The 20977-nt window shown below is 40.5% G+C and carries 15 protein-coding genes; 4 read left to right on the forward strand and 11 right to left on the reverse strand.

Translation table 11 applies throughout. The features are described 5' to 3' along the window. Positions 1 to 872: 872 nt before the first annotated feature. The 5 genes from BP621_RS01480 to BP621_RS01500 form a co-directional block, all read right to left on the reverse strand. Positions 873 to 2741 (reverse strand): MFS transporter, encoded by a 1869-nt coding sequence (locus tag BP621_RS01480; protein ID WP_292387559.1) that lies wholly within the window; start codon positions 2739 to 2741, stop codon positions 873 to 875. Continuing rightward, entirely contained in the window at positions 2686 to 3078 is a 393-nt protein-coding gene (locus BP621_RS01485; protein ID WP_292387561.1) for a PadR family transcriptional regulator, read from the reverse strand. The genes BP621_RS01480 and BP621_RS01485 overlap by 56 nt, the downstream gene beginning before the upstream one ends. 592 nt (positions 3079 to 3670) lie before the next feature. Continuing rightward, positions 3671 to 4324 (reverse strand): class I SAM-dependent methyltransferase, encoded by a 654-nt coding sequence (locus tag BP621_RS01490; RefSeq protein WP_292387562.1) that lies wholly within the window; start codon positions 4322 to 4324, stop codon positions 3671 to 3673. 603 nt (positions 4325 to 4927) lie between these two features. Further along, positions 4928 to 5629 (reverse strand): hypothetical protein, encoded by a 702-nt coding sequence (locus BP621_RS01495; RefSeq protein ID WP_292387563.1) that lies wholly within the window; start codon positions 5627 to 5629, stop codon positions 4928 to 4930. 401 nt (positions 5630 to 6030) lie between these two features. Next, positions 6031 to 7956: a PINc/VapC family ATPase gene (locus tag BP621_RS01500; protein ID WP_292387565.1), complete on the reverse strand. Its 1926-nt coding sequence runs from the start codon at positions 7954 to 7956 to the stop codon at positions 6031 to 6033. 668 nt (positions 7957 to 8624) lie between these two features. Here BP621_RS01500 and BP621_RS01505 point away from each other — a divergent pair. Continuing rightward, on the forward strand, positions 8625 to 9044 hold the full coding sequence (locus BP621_RS01505) for a hypothetical protein (protein WP_292387567.1): 420 nt from the start codon (positions 8625 to 8627) through the stop codon (positions 9042 to 9044). 321 nt (positions 9045 to 9365) lie between these two features. Here BP621_RS01505 and hisI read toward each other — a convergent pair whose 3' ends face one another. Together hisI and BP621_RS01515 are read right to left on the reverse strand one after the other, a co-directional pair. Next, complete coding sequence (gene hisI, locus BP621_RS01510) at positions 9366 to 9728, reverse strand: phosphoribosyl-AMP cyclohydrolase (protein WP_292387569.1); 363 nt, start codon at positions 9726 to 9728, stop codon at positions 9366 to 9368. 84 nt (positions 9729 to 9812) lie between these two features. Continuing rightward, on the reverse strand, positions 9813 to 11792 hold the full coding sequence (locus BP621_RS01515; RefSeq protein WP_292387572.1) for an amylo-alpha-1,6-glucosidase: 1980 nt from the start codon (positions 11790 to 11792) through the stop codon (positions 9813 to 9815). A 170-nt stretch (positions 11793 to 11962) separates the two neighbouring features. Here BP621_RS01515 and BP621_RS01520 point away from each other — a divergent pair, with 170 nt between their 5' ends. From BP621_RS01520 to BP621_RS01530, 3 genes are all read left to right on the forward strand, one after another. Next, a complete protein-coding gene (locus tag BP621_RS01520) occupies positions 11963 to 13117 on the forward strand; it encodes a hypothetical protein (RefSeq protein WP_292387574.1) in 1155 nt (384 codons plus the stop codon). A 298-nt stretch (positions 13118 to 13415) separates the two neighbouring features. Beyond that, entirely contained in the window at positions 13416 to 13736 is a 321-nt protein-coding gene (locus BP621_RS01525) for a HesB/IscA family protein (RefSeq protein ID WP_292387576.1), read from the forward strand. 72 nt (positions 13737 to 13808) lie between these two features. Continuing rightward, positions 13809 to 14171, forward strand: a complete 363-nt coding sequence (locus tag BP621_RS01530; protein ID WP_292387578.1) for a nascent polypeptide-associated complex protein — start codon at positions 13809 to 13811, stop codon at positions 14169 to 14171. A 411-nt stretch (positions 14172 to 14582) separates the two neighbouring features. On the opposite strand, the gene BP621_RS01535 is transcribed toward BP621_RS01530, so the two are convergent. The 4 genes from BP621_RS01535 to BP621_RS01550 all read right to left on the reverse strand — a co-directional run bounded on the left by BP621_RS01535 (position 14583) and on the right by BP621_RS01550 (position 20904). Beyond that, complete coding sequence (locus tag BP621_RS01535; RefSeq protein ID WP_292387580.1) at positions 14583 to 16871, reverse strand: PGF-pre-PGF domain-containing protein; 2289 nt, start codon at positions 16869 to 16871, stop codon at positions 14583 to 14585. Positions 16872 to 17824: 953 nt separating this feature from the next. Continuing rightward, a complete protein-coding gene (cax, locus tag BP621_RS01540; protein WP_292387583.1) occupies positions 17825 to 18889 on the reverse strand; it encodes a calcium/proton exchanger in 1065 nt (354 codons plus the stop codon). Positions 18890 to 19216: 327 nt separating this feature from the next. Next, complete coding sequence (locus BP621_RS01545) at positions 19217 to 20689, reverse strand: MATE family efflux transporter (RefSeq protein WP_292387586.1); 1473 nt, start codon at positions 20687 to 20689, stop codon at positions 19217 to 19219. Further along, positions 20683 to 20904 (reverse strand): hypothetical protein, encoded by a 222-nt coding sequence (locus tag BP621_RS01550; RefSeq protein WP_292387589.1) that lies wholly within the window; start codon positions 20902 to 20904, stop codon positions 20683 to 20685. The genes BP621_RS01545 and BP621_RS01550 overlap by 7 nt, the downstream gene beginning before the upstream one ends. Positions 20905 to 20977 lie beyond the last annotated feature (73 nt).

Below are 20977 nucleotides of genomic sequence, written 5' to 3' on the forward strand. Positions count from 1 at the left end.
TTAATAACTAAAATGTAATAAGATCATAAAAACAGAATTTGGTAATATTATACTAACATTATTCTATAATTAAACTTATTTGACAATAATTAATATAACTATTACAAAAAGTAGACATTAAGATTTAATTAAATATCATTAATTTATATAAACAGACTATACAGAAAAATCAAAAAAAGCTCAAATACAATAATTTCCAGTGCATAAGTTACAATAAAGTCTCTGTGTTTTATGAGTCTTGAGTCCATATTTAGTGTTACTGACAGTTACAATGGTAAGTGCTTGTATGTAAAGACAAATACAAAACTGACACATTAAATTTCAGCCCGTTTCCGATGAACGAAAAGAAATACGGACTCAAAGTTGTTAGCATCTCAAAGAAAAAAGTCGCAAATAACCTTACATATGCCTACACATAAATACTAACATGTGACCTATAATAACTGATTTATCCGGCATGTAGAAATTCTCTAAAATCCAGGATTCCCATTGTTAATTTAGACTGAGATAATTTAGGTAGGTTTTCTACAAAAGCCGAAAAAAGCATATTCAGGCGTCACAGACCCTGAAGGAAAGGTAACACTAAACATTTCTAATCCTGAACTGCCTTCTGGAAAAGCTGAAGGGTATATAAAGATAAAAGTAAGAAGAGAAGGATACAGAGATTTTACCAGCGACTATTTTCTGAAGTTAATCCGAGTTGAATTCTCGGATAGATTTATGCTGGAAGAATCTGAGTCAAAAAGGATACAGGGCCTTGTTTCTACGTCGGCCTTCTGTATTTTTCTGTTCTCTGTATTTCTTGTTCTCTGTATTTCCGGTTTTTCACGCTTGTTAAGTTGCAATGATTCTTACCAGGCATGCCAGAAATATTAGGTCTGCGTTTCTTCTACTGCTGCAAGATCACCTTTGCTAATATTGCTGACCGAGCTATGAGCCTCATACACATACCGTTGTCCTCTCATTGCCGATAGCACTGCTGCTATGCCACAGAGTACAGCTCCGATTATGAAAGAAATCCGCAACGCTGGCATAAAAGCCTGCTGCAATGTCTGTGGGAACCAGTAATTACTTGTCAGTGTGGTCACGATTTGCTGTGGTATTGCGCTGACAATACTCGAATCCATAGATTTCAGAATTGAGCTCATTGGATTATAACCCAGAAAGGCAGAAAACAAAGCATTTGTAGGCGACATTGCTGCCAGTTGATTCGCGAGCTGTTGCAAAGCAGGGGCAATCTGTGTAGATCCAAGACTGGCAAACGAGCGGTGTACCGCACCCGGGAAAGCTTTCTGAATGCCCACTATCACGATGGTGAAGAATACAGACATGCTCAGCGTACTGGCCGAGTTTGACAGTGTAGATAGCATGCCTGATGCAACACCTCGGTTTTGAGGCGGCACGGAATTCATTATTGATGAACTGTTCGGAGAGGCGAACATACCGTTGCCAATACCCATGAAGAATATCAATATTCCCAGCTCCCAGTAGTCGAAGTTATAGGGAAGCAGTGAAAGCCCGAGGAAGACCAGTGTTACGATGGTCATCCCGGCAGTGGCGATCCATCGAGGCCCATACTTGTCCGAGAGCATCCCGGAAATCGGTCCCATGATCATAAAGCCAAGAGTCATGGGAAGCATATAGATACCTGCCCATAACGGTGTATCCTCAAAGCGATAACCGTGGAGCGGCAGCCAGATTCCCTGCAGCAGAAGAATAAGCATAAACATAGCACCGCCTCGCGCAATGGCTGCAGTGAAGCTAGCAAGACACCCGTAGGTAAAAGCCCTGATTCTGAAGAACTCCAGCTTAAACATAGGATTCTTCACCTTGCTCTCGACGAATGGGAAAGCGATCAGCAATACGATTCCGATACCTAACGCTGCCATTACCCATGGGTTGTTCCAGCCCATTGCGTCAGTGATGCCATCGTGCTCGTAAGGCATGAGAGCGTAAGTGACGCCTATCAGAAGTGAAGTCAGCCCGCCGACGAAGAGTAAGTTGCCCACAATATCGAGATTAGTCTTGGCAGCACGGAATGAAATATCCTTCATCCTCCAGTAAGACCATACCGTTCCAAGGACAGCAAAGGGGATATTGACCAGGAAAATATAGCGCCAGTTGTACGTCGCCAGTACGCCACCCAGTAACAAGCCGATGAACTGACCGGACATGAAGGCAACCATGTTTATGCCAAGTGCCTTTCCCCTCTCACTGACTGGAAACGCGTCTGTAATGATAGCTGATCCATTTGCTATTGTGAATGCACTGCCCACAGCCTGTATCAGCCTGAAAATAATTAGCTCCAGTGCACCAGTGTTGCCTGTGCCAGGCGTCAGATATAGCAAAATTGAGCCGATGGCGAATATAAGGAATCCCAGCCGGAATAGTTTTACCCGACCGTACATATCTGCCAGCCGACCAATAGTGAGGAGCAGTGTAGCCGTGATCAGGCCAAAGCCCATAAGGAGCCACAGCAGGTACTGAAATGCACCCGGATCCGTTGGGTCCATCTGGATGCCTTTAAATATGGCGGGCAGCGAGATCAAGATGATGCTGCCGTTGACAGAACCCATTAATGATGCCAGGGTCACATTGAACAGTGCAACCCATTTGTACGCAATATTCTTCCCAGACCCTCCCGCGTCTATTTTATCTGTCAAATTGCGATTTTCACTCAAGTTATTACCTTCCATTTTCATCTGTTTCGTTTTTCCCACCAGCATCACTATTGTCGTCATCTTCAGTCACACTGTTGATGATCCGGGACATTTCATTAAGGAGTTCTAGCTTCTCCTTTGTCATGCGATCCAGCCCAGCCACTCCCTTGGGGGTGATCGTGTACACCCTACGACGTTCGATTCCCTCGCTCTGGATGAAACCTTTTGATTCAAGTTTCTCTAGGATTGGATAGATCGAGCCTGCACTCGGGGTCCATCGTCCGTTTGAGCGGAGCTCAACCGTCTTGATGATATCATAGCCATGAGTAGGCTTATCTTTAATAATTTTCAGAACGACATATTTGAGAAAAGCCCTTCTGATCTCTGTACACATTTTATTTTCGGTGTTTTCTTCCATGGTTCGTGCCCCGACATATCGACAAACGATATATCGGTAGATTGTATAGTATTTATTTCTTTTTGGTAACTATTAATCATTTAAATATTGGTTAGATGGTATCGATTTTAACATATCTGTGACTTCAAGTTATTAACTAATGAAAAAAGAGAAGACATAATCAATAGTCAGAGATTAAAAAAGGCAAATTTGCTGAAATTTGCTTATTGATCGTAATAAAGAGGATACTAATTATATTTTCCCTGGACTGAATAGTTACCATAATTATGAATTAAATCTTTGTTTGCTCAAGGCAACTTCAAAAAGATTCTTTATAACGTTCGTTAACCAATGACAGATAAACATCAAATTAGGTAAGATCAGAATTCACAAGAAATAAAAGCTGCGGGAGCACACCCTGCTGAAGCAAGAGAGTATTTACGCACCACCTGTCTGTTTTTAATAGTTAGTAATAATCGCGTTTCCATATTTTCCTTTTATATATCTGTTTTTTGATCTCATCCATTATTTAAAAATTTACAGCATGGCTTTTTAAGTTAACATTGCTTATATTCAACTGTTTTAATGAAATAAGATAAATAAACAAATTTTTTCACATAGATTTCTGTGCCTTAAACCTTACAGTATAATTCCAGAGATTTCCTTCAACTTTATCTAAGATAAAACCAGCTTCTTCTCCTAATTTAATAGTAGTAGATTTTAAAGGGTAATCTGGATCAGGTAAAAATTCTGTTACTGCAAGGATTCCGCCAGGCTTCAGAACTCTTTTCATTTCCTTTAAAGCCTTGTTTTTGTCTGGAAGTTCCTGAAGAACTGTTACCGTATACACCACATCGAATGAATTATCATCAAATGGTAGTTTATGCGCATCTCCTTCCACAAGCTTGATATTTATGATGTCTCTGTTTTCTGGTCTGGATAGTTTCTTCTTTAACTGCATTAACATTTTTGGTTGAATATCAAGAGCATATACTTCTCCTTTAATTCCAATAGCCTTTGCAGCGAAGGTTGTAAACGCCCCGCTTCCGCATCCAACCTCCAGAATACGCATTTCTTCTGTTATCCCGCTTCGCTTTATCAATTTATCAGGAGGCTGCAATTTTCTTCTAAAATCGCTATCTAAAAAAGGTCCCATAAATGCTGGTGGTGAAAATACATAAAATCTTTTTATAATTCTTAATGCAATTTGCAATAAAACAAAAAAGCCTATAATTTTCAGTAAAATCGCTGTAAGTACCCGCCGCATACCTAACCACTTTTAGAATCTCAATATTTCTGATTTCTTTAGTTCTGAAATCCATTTTTACGTACATATATTATCAAAAAAGGCATTGAAGACTATGGAATTATTTGTTATAAAACCTAAAAACAATTTCATGTTTGATGTAAGCGCAGCCAAGTTGTTAGGCATACCTTCTGAATTGTTTAGTATTATTAATATAATAGTTTTGTCTGCAATATAAATTCTAAAATGTATTAAAAAATAGTAAAACAGGTTAAGTTGAGGCTATCCATAACTTTTACTTCAGGACTTTACAATATTGAATTCCTAGAGAAAATTATCAAAAATGCACTTAGGATGGTTTCCCCTTGAGTCCCCTATGTTAAGCTGGATAATCCTGGGTTCATTTATTATTGTAGAAACTTCTAGAAGTCGAACTTGAAGGACAGTATGTGACGAAACTTACTCCATTTGCTTATGTACGTTATATCACTCCGATTAAAGGGATAATTTTTTACTGCCGCCACTCCGCCACTAATACTTTTCTGCTGTTATCATTAATACTTCGACTCCTAAATAAATTTATGATATATTGAGAAATTCTTAATCGAGAAATAAGTTCAAAAGTCATGCATACATACAATTTTCGTTTAAACGCCCCGATATGAACAACTTGGCTATTATTGGCACATCGGTCTTCTTCACAACAAGCAATTCTCTTTTTCCAAAACGTACACAGCCTTTATGTATACTGTAGTTCACACCCCCTGATTTTAATCTATTACTTGCTTCATCAAAGTGTTTGGAAGGGACTTGCAAAACGGCGAGATCGGAAGAATGAACTTTTAATATGCATTCACTATATGCTTTGTTAAGGTTGCAGTCTTGTTGTTCCGATGTTATTTCAGTTATTATGGCTTCGGCTTCAGTTTTATCTGAAAATACTTTGTCTGCAAACTTCTTGAACTCCTCCACAGTTACAAAGATCACAGGGAGCCAACACTTAGTTTGAGTATCACTTTCAGAAATATCCCAGGCAAGTGGCAAATCTGGAATACTACCTGAGAAGTGTTCGAAAAGAATACTCATGCAAGGCACTGGAATAAGTTCTCTCTTTTCAATTAATGCACTTAATGCGATGCATACTGATTTCGAAAGTCCAAAAGCATGTAAAACATTTTGTTGCTCAGGGTCAGACAAAGTATATTCTCCCTCCCCAAATGTTTTAGATAAGTCAGTACTTGTTGCAAATCCTACACTTCCTATAAAACAAAGAATCTGTTGTTGTAAAGGGCATGACTCTATTATCACAGCTAGGTCATCATTCATCTTCTAAACCCCCCAATTTTGTAAATATCAATTACGATTGAATACACAAACATAAGGATTTGAAATTAGTTTTGGTCAAAAACCTCAATTCTTCCCTGCAAATCCTCCCTGACTTCTGGCTCTGCCTTATGTAATTTATTCAATCTGACCCTACCCCTGTAATTTTCTACTACAAAATCAGATCCAAGACTATATAAAATTTTTTAGGGGCTGACTCTGTTAAAATTAATAAAATGAAGCCAGAAGCAAAAGAGAAGAATGACAAAAAATAAAGAGAGAAAAAACCGAAAAAAGAAGAATAGTGGAAAGGGGAAAAATAAGATATAAAATAGGAAAATTGGGGATGAAAAAAGAAGAATGATATAAAAGAAGAAAAAAAAGCTTTAAAAAAACAAAAAAGGTTAGATCAGCCTGATTTCAATCGTTTCTCCCTTCTCCTGAGCTTCCAGAATATCGGATGCAAGGTCTGAGTTCGCCCTGAGTTTCACATCTCCATGTCGGCTTACGGTTGCACTGAACAGGTACTGGTCTTCGAGATAGATTTCCACATCCTTTCCTGCAAGCTCCGGTGCCCCAAGAATAAGGTGTTTTTTATCTCTCTCGATGAAAGGATGAACGGAAGAAACACTAGGTGTCTCTTCAAAGCTGGATAAAGCTCTTCTTTTCTCTCTGGGAGCTCTGCTTTCAGCTCCGTACTTCCGGCCTTTTGAGGCTTTCGGAGCTTCGATCTCCAGCTCTCTTACATCAATATGCAGCCCGAGAATATTTTCGATCCGGTCAATGACATTCCCACCTTTGCCAATAACTTTTCGCACCTCGTCTTCCCGAACCTTGACAATTGCACTGTCATCTGAAGTCACTTCAACTTCAACCGGGCCGGAGGCGTACCTGCCAATAACATTTCTTATTTCCTCTTCCGCAAGCTTCCAGGCAGGTTTCCTTAGTTCGGTAGGAAGCCCTACTGGCATAACAACAACCTGTTCTCCATAGGTATAGATTTCATATTCTACTTTTCTGGTCTCAAAATCGGCAATAACAATTACCGGTCTTGCAAGATCCTGCTCGGTCATTCCATGAGGAACTTTGACAGTAAACTCAAGTACCAGAACCTTTGCCACTTCTCCTTTATCAATGAAAATAACGGTATCCACTACCTGGGGGATTACACCCAGTTCAACTCTTCCTATCAGGCGTTGAATCGCGTCCACTCCCCTGGTTGCATGTACTACACCTATCATTCCCACGCCTGCAAGCCGCATATCCGCAAAAATCATGAAATCGCCGGTCTTTCGGACTTCATCATATATCGTATAATCCGGCCTTACCAGAAGCAAAAGGTCCGCAGTATCTTCCATCCTGCCATTCAGAGGCGAATACTGGGTGATTTCAGGAGGCACCTGGAGGTCTCTTGGGGATTCCATGGTTTTGACCACCTGCCCGCGGTCATTCAGATATCGGGCGACTCCGGCGGCAAAAGTAGACTTTCCGGCTCCGGGCGGGCCGGCAATAAGAATTCCACGTTGGCTTACAATCCGCTCTTTGAGCTTATCGCTCAGCCGGTAGTGTTCAAGGTCCACAACTACAGTTGGCCTTACGACCGTAATTTCCATATCATCGGAAAAAGGCGGGTGAGCAATTGCAGTTCGCATATTCCGGATTTGCAGGACCGTAGCTCCACTTGAAGACATTTCGATAAAAGATTCGGGGTCCAGCCTGGCTCTTTCAATAAGTTCTCTCGAGATACTGGAAAGTTCCGTAGAAGTAGCAGGTTCATCACGAATTTTTACGTAACGTATATTCCCTACAGGTCCCTTCTTCGCCATAGGAGAGACTCCATTTTTAAGATGTACGGACATCGTATCGTCCGTAAAAAAATGCTCTACTTTGAGAGGCATAAATTCTGACGGCTCCAGAGTTTTGGGATGAATGTATTCAACATTAAGCCCCTTTGCTTTAGCTATAAGAGACTGTACCCTGTCCTCGCTTACAAACAGCCCTCCGACCTCAATAGCCGTACTTCGGATAAGAGCATCTACTCTGCCCTCTTTGGAGAACTTGATCTCTTCAAGCGTGGGCTGAACCCCGCTGAATTGAAGGAGAATTTCATCCCTCTCTGCCAGCCTGCGGAGTTCCAGAAGCTCTTCAAGCCCTTTAAATCCTATTTCCCTGCCCTTATTTGCCTGGGCTTCAAGTTCCGATACCACAGCTTCGGGAATAATGATCTCAGCACCCCTGAAATCTCCGCTTCTAATGCGGGCCGAAAGCCTCCCGTCAATAATTATACTTGTGTCCGGAACAATCCTCCATATCCGCTTGTCTTCAGCCATATAAATGGATATAGAGCCGGGAAGTATATAATAAAACTTCTGGCAATTTTATTTAGATGAATGAAGCCAGAAAGTGGTGCTGGTGAGTATTATTCTTTATGCTTGAAGAGATTTTTGTAACTATGAAGCTGATTCTGAAGTTGATTCTGAAGTTGTTATTATTGTACTCAATATTCATAATTTGTTCCAATATAATATTTATATTGACCGATATAATTCTCTGTAGTACGAAAAGTCTGAAAAATCATAGAAATTAAAGTAGAATGGATTTTACGAATGGGTAGGTGCTAGTATGCAAAATTTAATTCTAAATTAAATATATAAAGGAAAAATTTATATTTTATAAACAAGTTTTTTAAATATATTAATATTATAAATATTTAATATAATTTTTGAATATAAAATATCAAACTTTAGTTTATATTGGTTTCTAATTTATATTTCTTAAATTATTATATTCGCGGAATAATAATACACTAGTGATACAATGAAAAATCACTTTTATCGGCAAATAATAAAGCAATATAGTTTACTAATCAGGTAGTCTTCCATAAATGTATGCGGATTATTGATTTTTAAATTAAGTATATTTGCCCATAAACAGTGAATTTAGCAACCATCAAAAGTGAAATTGTATCGAACAAAGCAAAATGATGGAGACGATATAGATGAGAGAACAAAGATTTAACAAAATAAAGAAGATAGTCTTTATTTTGTTGGCTGTTTTTCTGGTAATATCATTGACAGCTGCATCAGCAAGTGCATGGTATTCAAAGACTAGCGACGGCAAATGTAAAGAGGTAGCTAAAGAAAAGGTGGTTAAAGAAGCTAAAGAAAAGCCGGTTAAAGAGGTAGTTAAAGAAAAGGCTGCTAAAAAAGTAGCTAAAGAAAAGGTGGTTAAAAAGGCAGTTAGAGAAAGGGTATTTGATCGAAAGCTGGGTAATGAAAAGCTAGGCAATGAATTGTTAGACATGGTAGAGAATAACTGGTTCGGCAGCGGTCGGGGAGGCAATTGTGACAATGGTTGGGGAGGCGATTGTGACAACGGCTGGTTCGGCGACGATTGGGACGACTGTTCGGACTGTTAACTGTTGATGAGTCTAACCATGAACTAAGCTGTAGACAAATCTATACCAATAACGACCCATTTGTACACTCCGCATCGGATTACAGAAACAGTGAGACTCTATAAGTATATTGGAGTCTTTCTTGATAGGACTTACGCAGTAAAAGAGCTAAAACGAGCGTGAGCAGTTATTGTAATAGGCATTGTAGAAAAGACAGTTTAAGGTTCCATGCTGTTGTTTTTCTATTTAACCGCGTAAGTTCTACCATAAAAAGATGAAGAAAAAGAAAAATAAATATTTGACATTTATTAATTTTTTAAATTCGATGTAACTCAATAAAATTCAATAGACGTCATCCGGCTCGAAGACCTTCTCTCCCACAACTTCTCCTTCAAGATTTCGATAAAAACAGGATCTGTATCCCATATGGCAGGCTCCCCCTACCTGTTCCACGAGCAGGAGAAGAGAATCCATATCACAGTCGACCCTGATTTCTTTCACTTTCTGTATATGCCCCGAGGTCTCTCCTTTTTTCCATAATTGTTGTCGGCTCCGGCTCCAAAAATGCGCAATTCCGGTCTCTACCGTCTTCTCAAGGGCTTCTCGGTTCATATAGGCGCACATCAGCACCTCCCTGCTAACTTGGTCCTGAATCACAGCAAGGATAAGACCTTTTTCGGATTTCAAGGTATCAAAATCAATCATGGGGGATAGATTGCAAAACAAGTATAAAAAGAGAGGGCATGAGATCTTAGGGTGCCGGAGAGAGGCAGTAAGCCTGGTGCTTTTTCAAGGCTTGATTCCGAGTACGTCCTCAACGTACGCTCTGAGAATTTCCGCAACACTCCATGCCTGAGCAATGCAGCCACCCGGAGAGTAAGGATAATCCCCATCAAACACTTCGGAAATGCTGCCTACGCCTGCAGTTTCAAGGTGTGTATCAAAACCCTGAAGGAGAGATCGCATATCTTCAAGGCTTTCTTTTGAATAGTTATGAACCTTCCGGTAGGCTTTCACATAAGCGCCAAGGAGCCATGGCCAGGCTGTCCCGTTATGATAGGCTGCATCTCTGGCTGCCGCATTTCCTTGATAGTGTCCTTTATAAGCAGGATGATTACTTGAAAGAGTTCTAAGCCCAAAAGGGGTCAAGAGATCTTTTTCAACTCTGTCAACTATTGCTTTTTCTTTCTTAGGGGAAAGAATAGTATAAGGCAGGGCCACTGCGAAGAGTTGATTGGGGCGGATTGCAGGGTCTTTAATCTCATTTCCTGCTTCGTCCTGATACACGAGGTCAAAGAGGCAATTGGTCTCAGGGTTCCAAAATACATTCTCAAAATTTGAAGCTACTCCGGCTGCAAGAGTTTCATATGAGGAAATATTTTTTCCTAAATTAGTACCCAGATTGGAGGCCGTTTTCAGGGCATTATACCAGAGAGCATTGATTTCACAGGCTTTACCTGCTCTTGGGGTCACTGCCTGTTCCCCTATTTTAGCATCCATCCAGGTTAGCTGAGGTCCCTGCCGGATAAGATAATCGGAGTCCATACCGATTCCAAAATCTGTGCCTTTACGGTAATTCTCTATGATATCCCCCACGGTATCCCAGACATCCGATAGGAAAAGGAAGTCTTTAGTATATGCAAAATATCGGCTCACAGTGTGAATAAACCAGAGAGAAGCATCCACTGTATTATAAATTGGTTCTCCTCCGAGTGCCAGGAAAGCATTGGGGATCAGGCCTCTCTTACAATGTCTGGAGAAGTTTTTGAGAATGGATCTTGCCTCCTCAAAACGACGAGGAATTAAAAGCAGTCCAGGCATGGAGATCATGGTGTCCCGACCCCAGTCAGAAAACCAGTGATACCCTGCAATCACCGTGTTTTCACCTGAAGAAGGATTTTTCACTATAAAAAGGTCCGTTGCCTTGAGAAGCTTAAGAGCAAAGGGTTCGGTGAGTCTTGAATTGAAGACAAGGAGATTTTGTCGGTATGTTTCCCTTGTATAGAGTTCCTCAACCTGTTCAAGCGTTAGAGAAGAAACATCTTCTGTTGAAGCGACAATAAAGAAATGGGAAGTTCCCAGTTTGAGTTTACTTTCGAAGTAACCTGGATTGAAATTGTCTTCCTGGAAGTTGAGCCCCCTTTGCTTCTCAATATCATACTCAAAGTTATAGTACCATTTAGGATCAGGATGATACTGGAGATCGGATGAAAGCGAGAAAGTAAAGCCGTTGGAGCTTTCCAATTTTACTCCTGCAGGATCGGCTTTCTGAGTAAAGGAAAGCTCTCCTGAGCGAACTGTATAATGGAAATTTCTGGAGTTTACCAGCGGAAAGATTCTTAGCAGAGCTCCTTCTCTCCTGGATCTGATGTCATAGAGGATGCAGGTTGTGTTGCTGTTGTGAATCATGAAGACCTTTTTCTTTATGGTAAAATCGCCAGGCTGGTAAACCCAGAGAGGAAAAGGAACAAGGATGAATTTGGAGAGGTAACTGAAGCCTGAAGGAAAAACAGTATCCGGATACTTGTGGGTTGCAAGCCGATAAACGTCTTCGTTAATTGAAATTTCCTCATCAAGGGAGGAAAGCAATACAAACCTTCCTGGAGAGTTTTCTGGAGCTGCCACAAGCAGTCCGTGATAAGTCCTTGTGCCTGCCCCTATTACCGTAGATGAGGCATATTCCCCGAGTCCGTTTCCTACTATCCACTCTTTCTTTATTCCTTCCTCATATGTGGAAAAGGAATCTGCTCCAAACCTGATTCCACTCATAAATATCTGGTTAGGATTTAATTTCTTAAATATTTGTATCCTTTGAAAAAAAAGTTGAGGAAATCTAAGAAGAGGAAAAAGCCAGCTTATAGTAAAAAATGTCAAATTATTAAATTTCAAGTGTAATCATAAACTATTTTAGCTGTGCAGGATATAAGAAAGTGAGAATCATGAAGCAAGACCTTTTAGAAATCCTTGTTGATATCTTCAAATCCTCCGGATACAATGTCATAATATCCAGTCAGTGTGACATTCTTGTGGAAAAAAACGGGCATAAGGCTTATGTCATATGTGCCCTGCAGCCAGATTTCGAGGAAATAAAAGCTTTTTCAGAAAAGATAGGGGACTGTACAGGAATCTATGTAATGACCCAGAAGGGGCCTGAAGAATTAATCGATTATGCAGCTGAACTTGGGATCTATGTTTGGGATAGGGATGAACTGGCTCTTCAAATTGGAAGAGCGGTTCTTATAAATCTTGAACAGAAGTCAAAGATTTCGTATTCTGAATCGGAGACTCAACCCGCAAATGAAACACCAGATCAGTCCGGGCAAACAATTTTCGAATTACCTGTCGGAAACTGGAAAGTAAAAGAAGAATCTAGGGAGAATCCTTACTTTAACGGAGATCTCTTGCCTCTTCAGAATCAGCAATCAGAGGTCGAAAAAATATCTTTTGAAGATCAATCCCTGACACAGAGCTTTGAGGGAAGGAATAATTTAAGGAAGCAGGAACAGGCTAAGGTCCCAGAAACCGAATCTTACGAAATGCTGAATATAAGGTCTGTAGAGCCAAGGATTTCTAAAAACCAGGCTATTATTATCGCAAAACCCTATATAATCAACCCAAAGGATGCAATTTTAAAGTTTGTACCCTTCTGGAAATATAGATATAATGTTGAAGCTGAAAAACGCTTCAGGTCAAAAGTCCTGAGTATTGCCGGAAAGGGAAAGGGTTTTCTTAACGCTCTAAATAAGTCAAAGGAAGAGATGGAGATAGAAGGGCTCGGTACACCTACAAGGGTTCCTGCTGTGCAGTATGAGTTAAAAAGGCCGAATGTGGATAAAAAACAGGCAGAAAAGATTCTTCTGGACTTTATTAAAGAGGAAAACACACGTGAGATACGTTTTAACAATACGGAAGGACAGGCTGTTATATATGAGCACAAGAGTATCGGCCCCAGGGCTGATGAAATACAGCTCGATATGGAGCTTGTGTATATCCCTGTCTGGGAAGTGAAGGGGAAACGTAACTCTTTGGAGATTAACGCTTATAATGCAAAGGTTCTTGAGGAGCCTGTTGATGAAGATGCCGAGTTTCTGTGAATAGGAAACCTGAAAAAAGTATCAGAAGAAAAATATATAAAATAGAAAATATATTTTTATATAATTGGCAGAATAGTAGGTAGGGTTCCTTGAAAAAGAATCCAGACCTTATCCTCCCAGACTTCTGTGAAAAAGTCTTTTTCAGGAAAAAGCGCAATTTTACAATAAACGTTATATTTGCCCGATGCAAGAGTATATAACGTTTGGAAATTATCTGTAAGCTGTAACGGATGGCATCTTATAGGAAATAAAATCCATAATATTTCATAAGTATGAAAAATAAAAAAGAGGTGCGTAAATGATAGAAGTAACAGACAAAGCTGCTGCAGAATTGAAAACGCTGATTGAACAGGAAGAGAAACCTGAGCTTGCTCTCAGAATTTTTGTTGCCGGGGTTGCCTGCAGTGGAATTCAGTATGGCTTAGCCTTTGATGATGAAACGAAGGAAGATGACGTGACTATGGAAAGTAACGGGATTAAACTCGTTATGGCAAAAGATATCGAAAGGAGCTTCTCTGAGGGCAGTATTGACTTTATTGAGGACGAAAACGGAAAGGGATTCCTTATCCGCAATCCAAGCGCCGGCGGTGGATGCGGCACCTGTGGCGGATGCCATTAAGTAAAGTAAAATTGCGCTGAGGTATCGAACCCAAACCTGAAAAATAAACGAAAACAAAGGAGAAGCAAATCTATGTTCCCAGGAATGGGAGGCGTGGGAGGCCGGGGAATGAACCCGGCTAAAATGAAGCAGATGATGAAACAGATGGGGATTGATGTTAAAGAGCTCAAGGATGTTCAGGAAGTGGTCATAAAGACTGCGGACTCTAATATCATTATAGAGAATGCAAATGTCACTATCATGAAAGTCCAGGGTTCTGAAACATACCAGATTGTAGGTGATGTAAAAGAAGTCCCAAAAGAACTGGAGATTCCCGCTGAAGATATAAAACTCGTAATGGAGCAGACCGGTGTTTCTGAAGATGAAGCCCGGAATGCCCTGAAGAATTCAAACGGAGATCTGGCAGAAGCCATTGTGGCACTTTCTTCTGCCTGACTTCTTTTTTCATATATTTTTATAATTATTGCTGGCCCGAGTTCCGTTTCCCGAGTCCCGTCTCGGGAGGACGGTGCCCTTTTCGCTCCGCTCAAGAGGGCTGAATTATGGGCAAGTAAGATTGGTTTTCAACTCGCTGAGGAGGGCTGATTTACCCACAATCTTTTTTAAAATAATTTTGTCCGCAATTTTTAGAAAAGGTTTTATCGAAAACCCGATAAACGTTTGAATTTGATAATCTTATCCCCAAACCCTATCGGCGTGATCAACCGGCGCAACGGTTGCGGAACAACGGTTGCGGGTGGATGGTTGCGGCAAAACGGTTGTGGCAGATGAGAAATAGAAAGAGAAAGATAAGAGGTAAATTCCCTTATCTCCTAGTTTTCAAATTGAGTTTTGGGATTTTACTTTTTACTTTCTCTTGTGTAGGAATACTACAAGCAGACCAGCGACTCCGAAAACTGTTTCAAAGCCCGGTATACCTGGGATTTCTTCCTGTTCAGTTTTCGATTCTTTATTTAGTGTATCATTTTTATTAATTATTCCATTGTCTGTCTCAAACTGTTTTTCTGTCACGGTTTCTTCATTGGCTTTTTTTGCTGTACCCGTTATTGCAAAGGGAGAAAATTCCGGAGTTTTTGCTGTGAAATACAGGTATTTGTCATCTTTTCCTGATGGTTCTACCGCCAGTTGCATCCATTTTTTATCGCTATAAGTGTTAAGGGTGATTGAAGCCGGCTCGATCTTTTTATCCTCTATCCAGGATTTTTCAACCTTGAAACAAACGATCGGGTTTTCTATGTTTTTTGGGGTTGCAATTCCACCGTTTCCTACCCAAATATTAAAGGATTTGTAGACCTCTCCAGAAGGCAGTTCGGAGACTAAGGTGGACTTTCCTTTTAACATCTCTACGATGGTTGTAGTTTTGCCCAGAGTCTTCTTCGCATCAAAGCTCACATAGACAACACAGGTTGTATTCTTTGTGAAATCAAATTTTACCTCTTTTCCGTTCGTGATAAACGCCTGTGAAAATTCCTTTACTTCAACGTTTTTTGCAGGTTCAGGAGAGCCTCCACCACCGCCTCCGCTACTGCTGCTACCGCTCTTGCTGCTTTCATCACTGCTTGAGCTACTGTCACCGCTGGAACTGCTTTCCAGTACAGTTATTGTAGTAATTCGTGAGGAAGAACCTTTTTCATTATATGTTGTTAAGTTAACAAAATACATTCCCGGATCCTTATATACATAGACGGGATTCAGGTCACTGGAGTCAGTCTTTCCGTCGAAATTGAAGTCCCATACTCTTGAGATTGCATTATGGGAAAGATCAGTAAACTGTATCGCCAGAGGAGCATATCCCTTGGTAACGCTGCTACTGAAGTTTGCAACCGGGGCTCTCAGATCTTGAGTAGTAGAATTTGTGACTGTAATGTACTCCAGTTTGGCTATAGAAATATTGCTAGTGGGATTGGTTATTTTTAGAGTAATGTCATATGTGCCTGGTTTCGTAAACGTGTGCGTCGCATTCCCTGCATTTTTAGAGTTTATTCCGTCTCCAAAATCCCAGAGCCATGAAGTAGATACTTCATCAATGCCGCTGGCAGTAAACAACACATCTAACGGTGCAGTACCAGAAGTTATGTTGGCAGTAAATTCAGCTACTGATGGCAAGGTGTTTGTGGCAGAAATCTCACTAATGTAAATGCCGCTATTAGTATCATTATAGTTAGCCGCTTCACCGCCGTAGTTACTGTCTATTCCCCATACAATAGTATTCTCGTATACATCCGGTGTTGTAAATACACCGTTTTCATAACTGGCTACTTGAGTGCTTTGTCCTGTAGAAATGCTGTATACATATACTCCAGCACTGCCAAACTGGTCGGTACCAGACTTTGCGTATACGATTTTGTCACCATATATATCAGTGTGAGTACCGGTATCATCACCAGCATCTGGATTATCAGGATCCCCGCTGTAAACATTATCACTGGTCACAGCTGTAACTTTTTTGGTGACAATGTCGTACATAGCAACATATCCCATTCTTGTGTAGAAATCCGACCATATTACCTTGTCGCCATATATGTGCGGGATATTAAGATCACCGGAATATGGTACTTTTATGGTTTCTTTAGTGATAAGATCATATACGAAGATGCGTTTCCCGTCGCCATCATCATAAGAATATGTTATTTTGGTATCGTATATGTCTGGATTCTCGCCACTTGTGATTCTGGTCTGTGTTGAAGTCGATATATCGCGCATGTACACATTATAATTGTAGCTGGTTTCGTTGTAATCTGCACTCCACACGATTCTATTGCCGTAAATGGCAGGTCTGCTAGATTGATCTACATTCTGTGTGATGTAAGTTATTGCGGCTGTTGATATGTCATATACTGCAAGCCTTGGTGTTTCGATGCTTTCGTCATGCCACACTAAAATGTTGTCGTAAATAGCCGGATAAGATGCTGCAGAAGAGTTAACTGTAGTGTCTGTTCTGGCGGTCAAATCATAAATGTGAATAACACCACCATTTGTCCATACCACTTTGCTACCGTAAATAGCAGGCTCAGACCCATTACCAATGCTCATGACCTGTGCCGCTGATGCTGAGGTTGAAATTAAAAGTAGAAATACAGAAATTAAGGCTGCTGAAGCTAAAGCTATTGAACATAGCTTGCTATTAATTTTCATTACCCTCCCCCCATGTAGCTTTTATCTTCAAAGCCAGGATACAAGTTTATATAGTCTATACTATTCAGACTTTCGGATAAAATCTATCCCTTGATTTTCCCGATAATATTATAATTTTGGATCAAAAGCGTCAATCTTGATTACATTTATCTATTTTTGTGTATCAAGTAAACTTGGCAAATAAGTAGACTACTTAGATATTATATAATTGTACAAGTAAAATCTCTTCTGTTCATAGTTACTTATTGATCTTTATTTTAAACTAGAAGAGTTTAGGTAAGCTTCTAATTTTTTCATTTTACACGATTATTCTTCATTACTAAAATGGAACTGGAATTTACAAAACATTTTACTTTTGCGTTGTCTGCTGTTGTATCGTATTGAACTTTCACATAGTCTTGAATCTGCGAAATCACTGCAGGATGCAATATTTTTTATAAAATAAATAATATTTATATTATTTATAATGATAAGTACTCAGGAAAATGGAGCGGGGACACTGAAGTTTAAGAGGGGACAGACATGTTTAATAATAAGTGTAAATATGCTTCAAGATGTGCCGCCTATCGAGACAATTCATATACGTGCACAAAAGCTTTTGATAAAAGCTACTGTGGAGTCTATAGAAAGTTTCTAAGTGGGACTATTAAGACATATAAACAAGATTTTGATTTTTTTGAGTGTTACTACTAATGGTTCAATTTTGAAACACACTCTTTGATTTTTGAATCTCGTATCTGAAACAGTAACTCGAATATCTGATCATGGAAAGTTATCTTGAAAACTCCTGATGATTTTGAATAAAACAGATTTTGGGACAGCTTAATAGCTAAAAGGAATCAATTTTTACACTACCGGTCGCTTGCAAGACAAATAGGAAATACAGATATCCTGCAAGCTCCCAGTGTTTCCTGGCTGTTGCACTCCTCTTTTTGTCGCCTATTTTTTGTCGCTTATGGATGAAGGAAAGAGACCACAGCCATTATTCCGTATGTCCCCAGAAGCTGTAATCCTTCAAACCAGTTGCTTTTGCCGTCTTCAATTATGGATTTAACCATTAAGACGGCAGAGACTATGGCAGCTAGTTCGAAAGTGGTGAAAATCAGATTCATGGGGTTCTGAAAGAAATAGCTTGTGAACACCAGGACCGGCACGACAAACATAGCGATTTGAGTTGTTGAGCCGATTGCGATCTGGAGTGCCAGATCCATCCGGTCCTTAATTGCAATTGTGATTGCCGAGACGTGTTCTGCGGCGTTTCCGATAATTGCTATGAAAATCATACCTATGAACAGTTCCGTCCATCCGAGGCTTTCAGCCAGCGGTTCTATAGAACCAACCAGGATTTCACTCATAACAGCAACCGTAACGGTTGATGCGAGAAGAATAGCAATAGATTTTTTGACGCTCCACCTGGCAACGCACTCTGTCGTATCAACAGTGTATAAGTGCTTGTGGGTGTGAAGCGAGAAAAGCAGGCTTGCAAGATACGACACAGCCATAATAACCGAAACTGCAATGCTCAAGGTTTCGATTGTTGCGGCGGAAGGATTTTCTGAAGTTAAAACGAAAACAGCCGGCATGACAATAGCTGCAGTTGCAAGAAAGAGAGTGGAGGCGCTTGTCTTTGCAGCTGTCGTATTGAATTCCTGCTCCTTTTTTCCGAGACCTCCAAAGAAAAATGCCATACCCAGAATCAAAAGCAGGTTTCCAATGATGGAACCTGTAATCGATGCCTTTACCATTTCAGTAAGTCCTGCTTGCAGGGAAAAAAAACTTATGATTAATTCTGTTGCGTTCCCGAAGGTAGCATTTAATAATCCACCCAGCGCTGGGCCGGTATGTGCTGAAATCTCTTCTGTAGATTCACCGATAAATTTTGCAAGCGGTATGATTGCAAGAGAAGCTAAAACAAATATTGCTATGGGCGAAGAGTGTGTATATTCTGCGAACAGACTCAGCGGTACAAAGATAAGAAAAATTTTGAAAACATTTTCCAGGATTTTTGTTTTTTCCATATTAACGAATCTCCTCTGCCACCTGGCAAAGAGTTACCATAAGGCGACTTCGAATACAGCCTTTTTCATTTTATGTGTTAATAACAAGGCTGAGAGATATTTTTATCCCTCAAGCCAGATAGGAAGGAAACCTCAGGACTCAAAAGAAAAAAGAAAGGAAGGAAAATGAAATGGCAGAAGCGTGAGCTGGCACTTTCATCTGAAATTTCCATCTGAAACTTCCATTTGAAATCAAAAATATTAAAGTAAAAAGGAGAAGAGTTCTTGCTCCTTTTTAAAGCCTTAAAAGTTGGATTTCAGAAAAGCTGGATTTCAGGGAAGAGTCTCTCACAACGTCTCTCTTTTTTCTGCAGGACTGAAAGTAACAAATCTGGGATTTTCCTCAACATCGGCTTTTCCACTGTTTCTGACTACTGACAGTGCTTTTTTTGTACCGGCTGATTGCCTAGATTTTGCCTTTGCATCATGCCTGAGGAGCTTGAATTCCTTCGAAAGCATTACCAGAGCTGCCAACATCATGATACACTCCGTAACCGGAGATGCAGCCCACACTCCATCTAGGCCGAAGAAGACCGGTAGGATAAAGAGCAGAGGAAAGAGGACAACAAAAATCTTTCCAAGGTAGATGAAAAGTGCTGCCTTTACCCTGTTTATTGACTGGTAATATATAGCAGTGAGGAGCACGGTACCTTCAACGAGCAAAGAGAATATGAAAATCTTCATTCCTCGCAGGGTAACTTCCAGAAGTTCGGAGTCTCCCTGGCTAAATATCTGCACCACTCTTTCCGGAAAGAGATAAATTAATACAAACCCTAAAACCCCTGTCAGGATGCACGAAATAATTGTCAGTTTCAGGGTTTTCGAAACTCTTTCGTAATAGCCAGCTCCGTAATTGAAACCTATAATCGGCTGTACTCCCAGAGCTATTCCCTCAAAAAGCATAGAGAAAATTGAAAAGACATATCCTATAATGCCGTAGGCTGAGACCGCAAGCTCGGAACCGTACCTGAGCAGCATGTAATTGTGCGCAAAGAGCACGAGAGCCAGTGAAAACTGCATCACGAACGACGGAAGACCTGCTCTAAGGATCTGAAGCAGTGCTCCGAGTTTGAATTTCATGGCTTTAAGCCGGAGTCTCAATTTTGCCTCGCTGCCAAAAAGGTAGTTCATGAGCAGTATTGCCGGAAGAGCAAAAGAAATTACTGTAGCAATGGCAGCACCTGACATTCCCATGCCCATACGCATGATAAAAAGGTAGTCAAGCACGAGATTTACGACTACTCCTGCAATCATGATATTCATAGAGAGCCTGGGTTTCCCGTCGTTCCTGACGAGCGGATCAAGGGCAATTGCAAGGATCATAAAGATCGAACCCATGAAGATGATCCTGAGGTATTCGCGGGCAAAAGCAAGGGCAGGCCCGCTGGCTCCAAGGAGACTGATTGAGGTTTCACAAAAAATCAGTCCAAATACAGTAAAAACTGCTCCTGTAAGAAGACACAGGGAAAAAGCATTATGTACTATATCCAGGGCTCCACTGAAATTCCCCTTTCCAAGTTGCAGGGCCGTAAGACTGGATGCACCGATCCCGATAATTACTCCTATGGCGACTATAACCATATAAGCAGGATAGGCAAGGGTGACTCCTGCAAGCCCCTGGGCCCCGATAGCATTTCCTATAAAGAAGCCGTCAATTATTCCCTGGATTCCGGCAATGACAACTCCCACGACGGTCGGGAATGCAAATTTCAAGAATAGATTCACTATATTCCCGGATTTCATTTCTTCGTCGCTTACCATTCCAGGCCCTCCTCATGCTGTAAAGCCATCTTTTCAGAGGTCTGGTTTTGAAATTCCAGGACTATTTTTGCCATTGTCAGGTGGAAGAACCTGTTCAAAGAGAGGTAGGTTGTAGTGTGTTTCTGTAGAGATCGGTATTTTCTTAAAGTTTTACCTATTATTGAGGGATCGAAACAATAAGATTCGGTCCTCTTAAATAGTTTAAGTGAGGTCATAACTCATCCTGGACAAAGCTTCTGAAAATACGCAGATTCAAGTATAGTTGCCTTGTTGCAGAATTAATTAGTC

The sequence above is a fragment of the Methanosarcina sp. UBA5 genome, from assembly GCF_002505485.1.
GTDB lineage: Archaea > Halobacteriota > Methanosarcinia > Methanosarcinales > Methanosarcinaceae > Methanosarcina.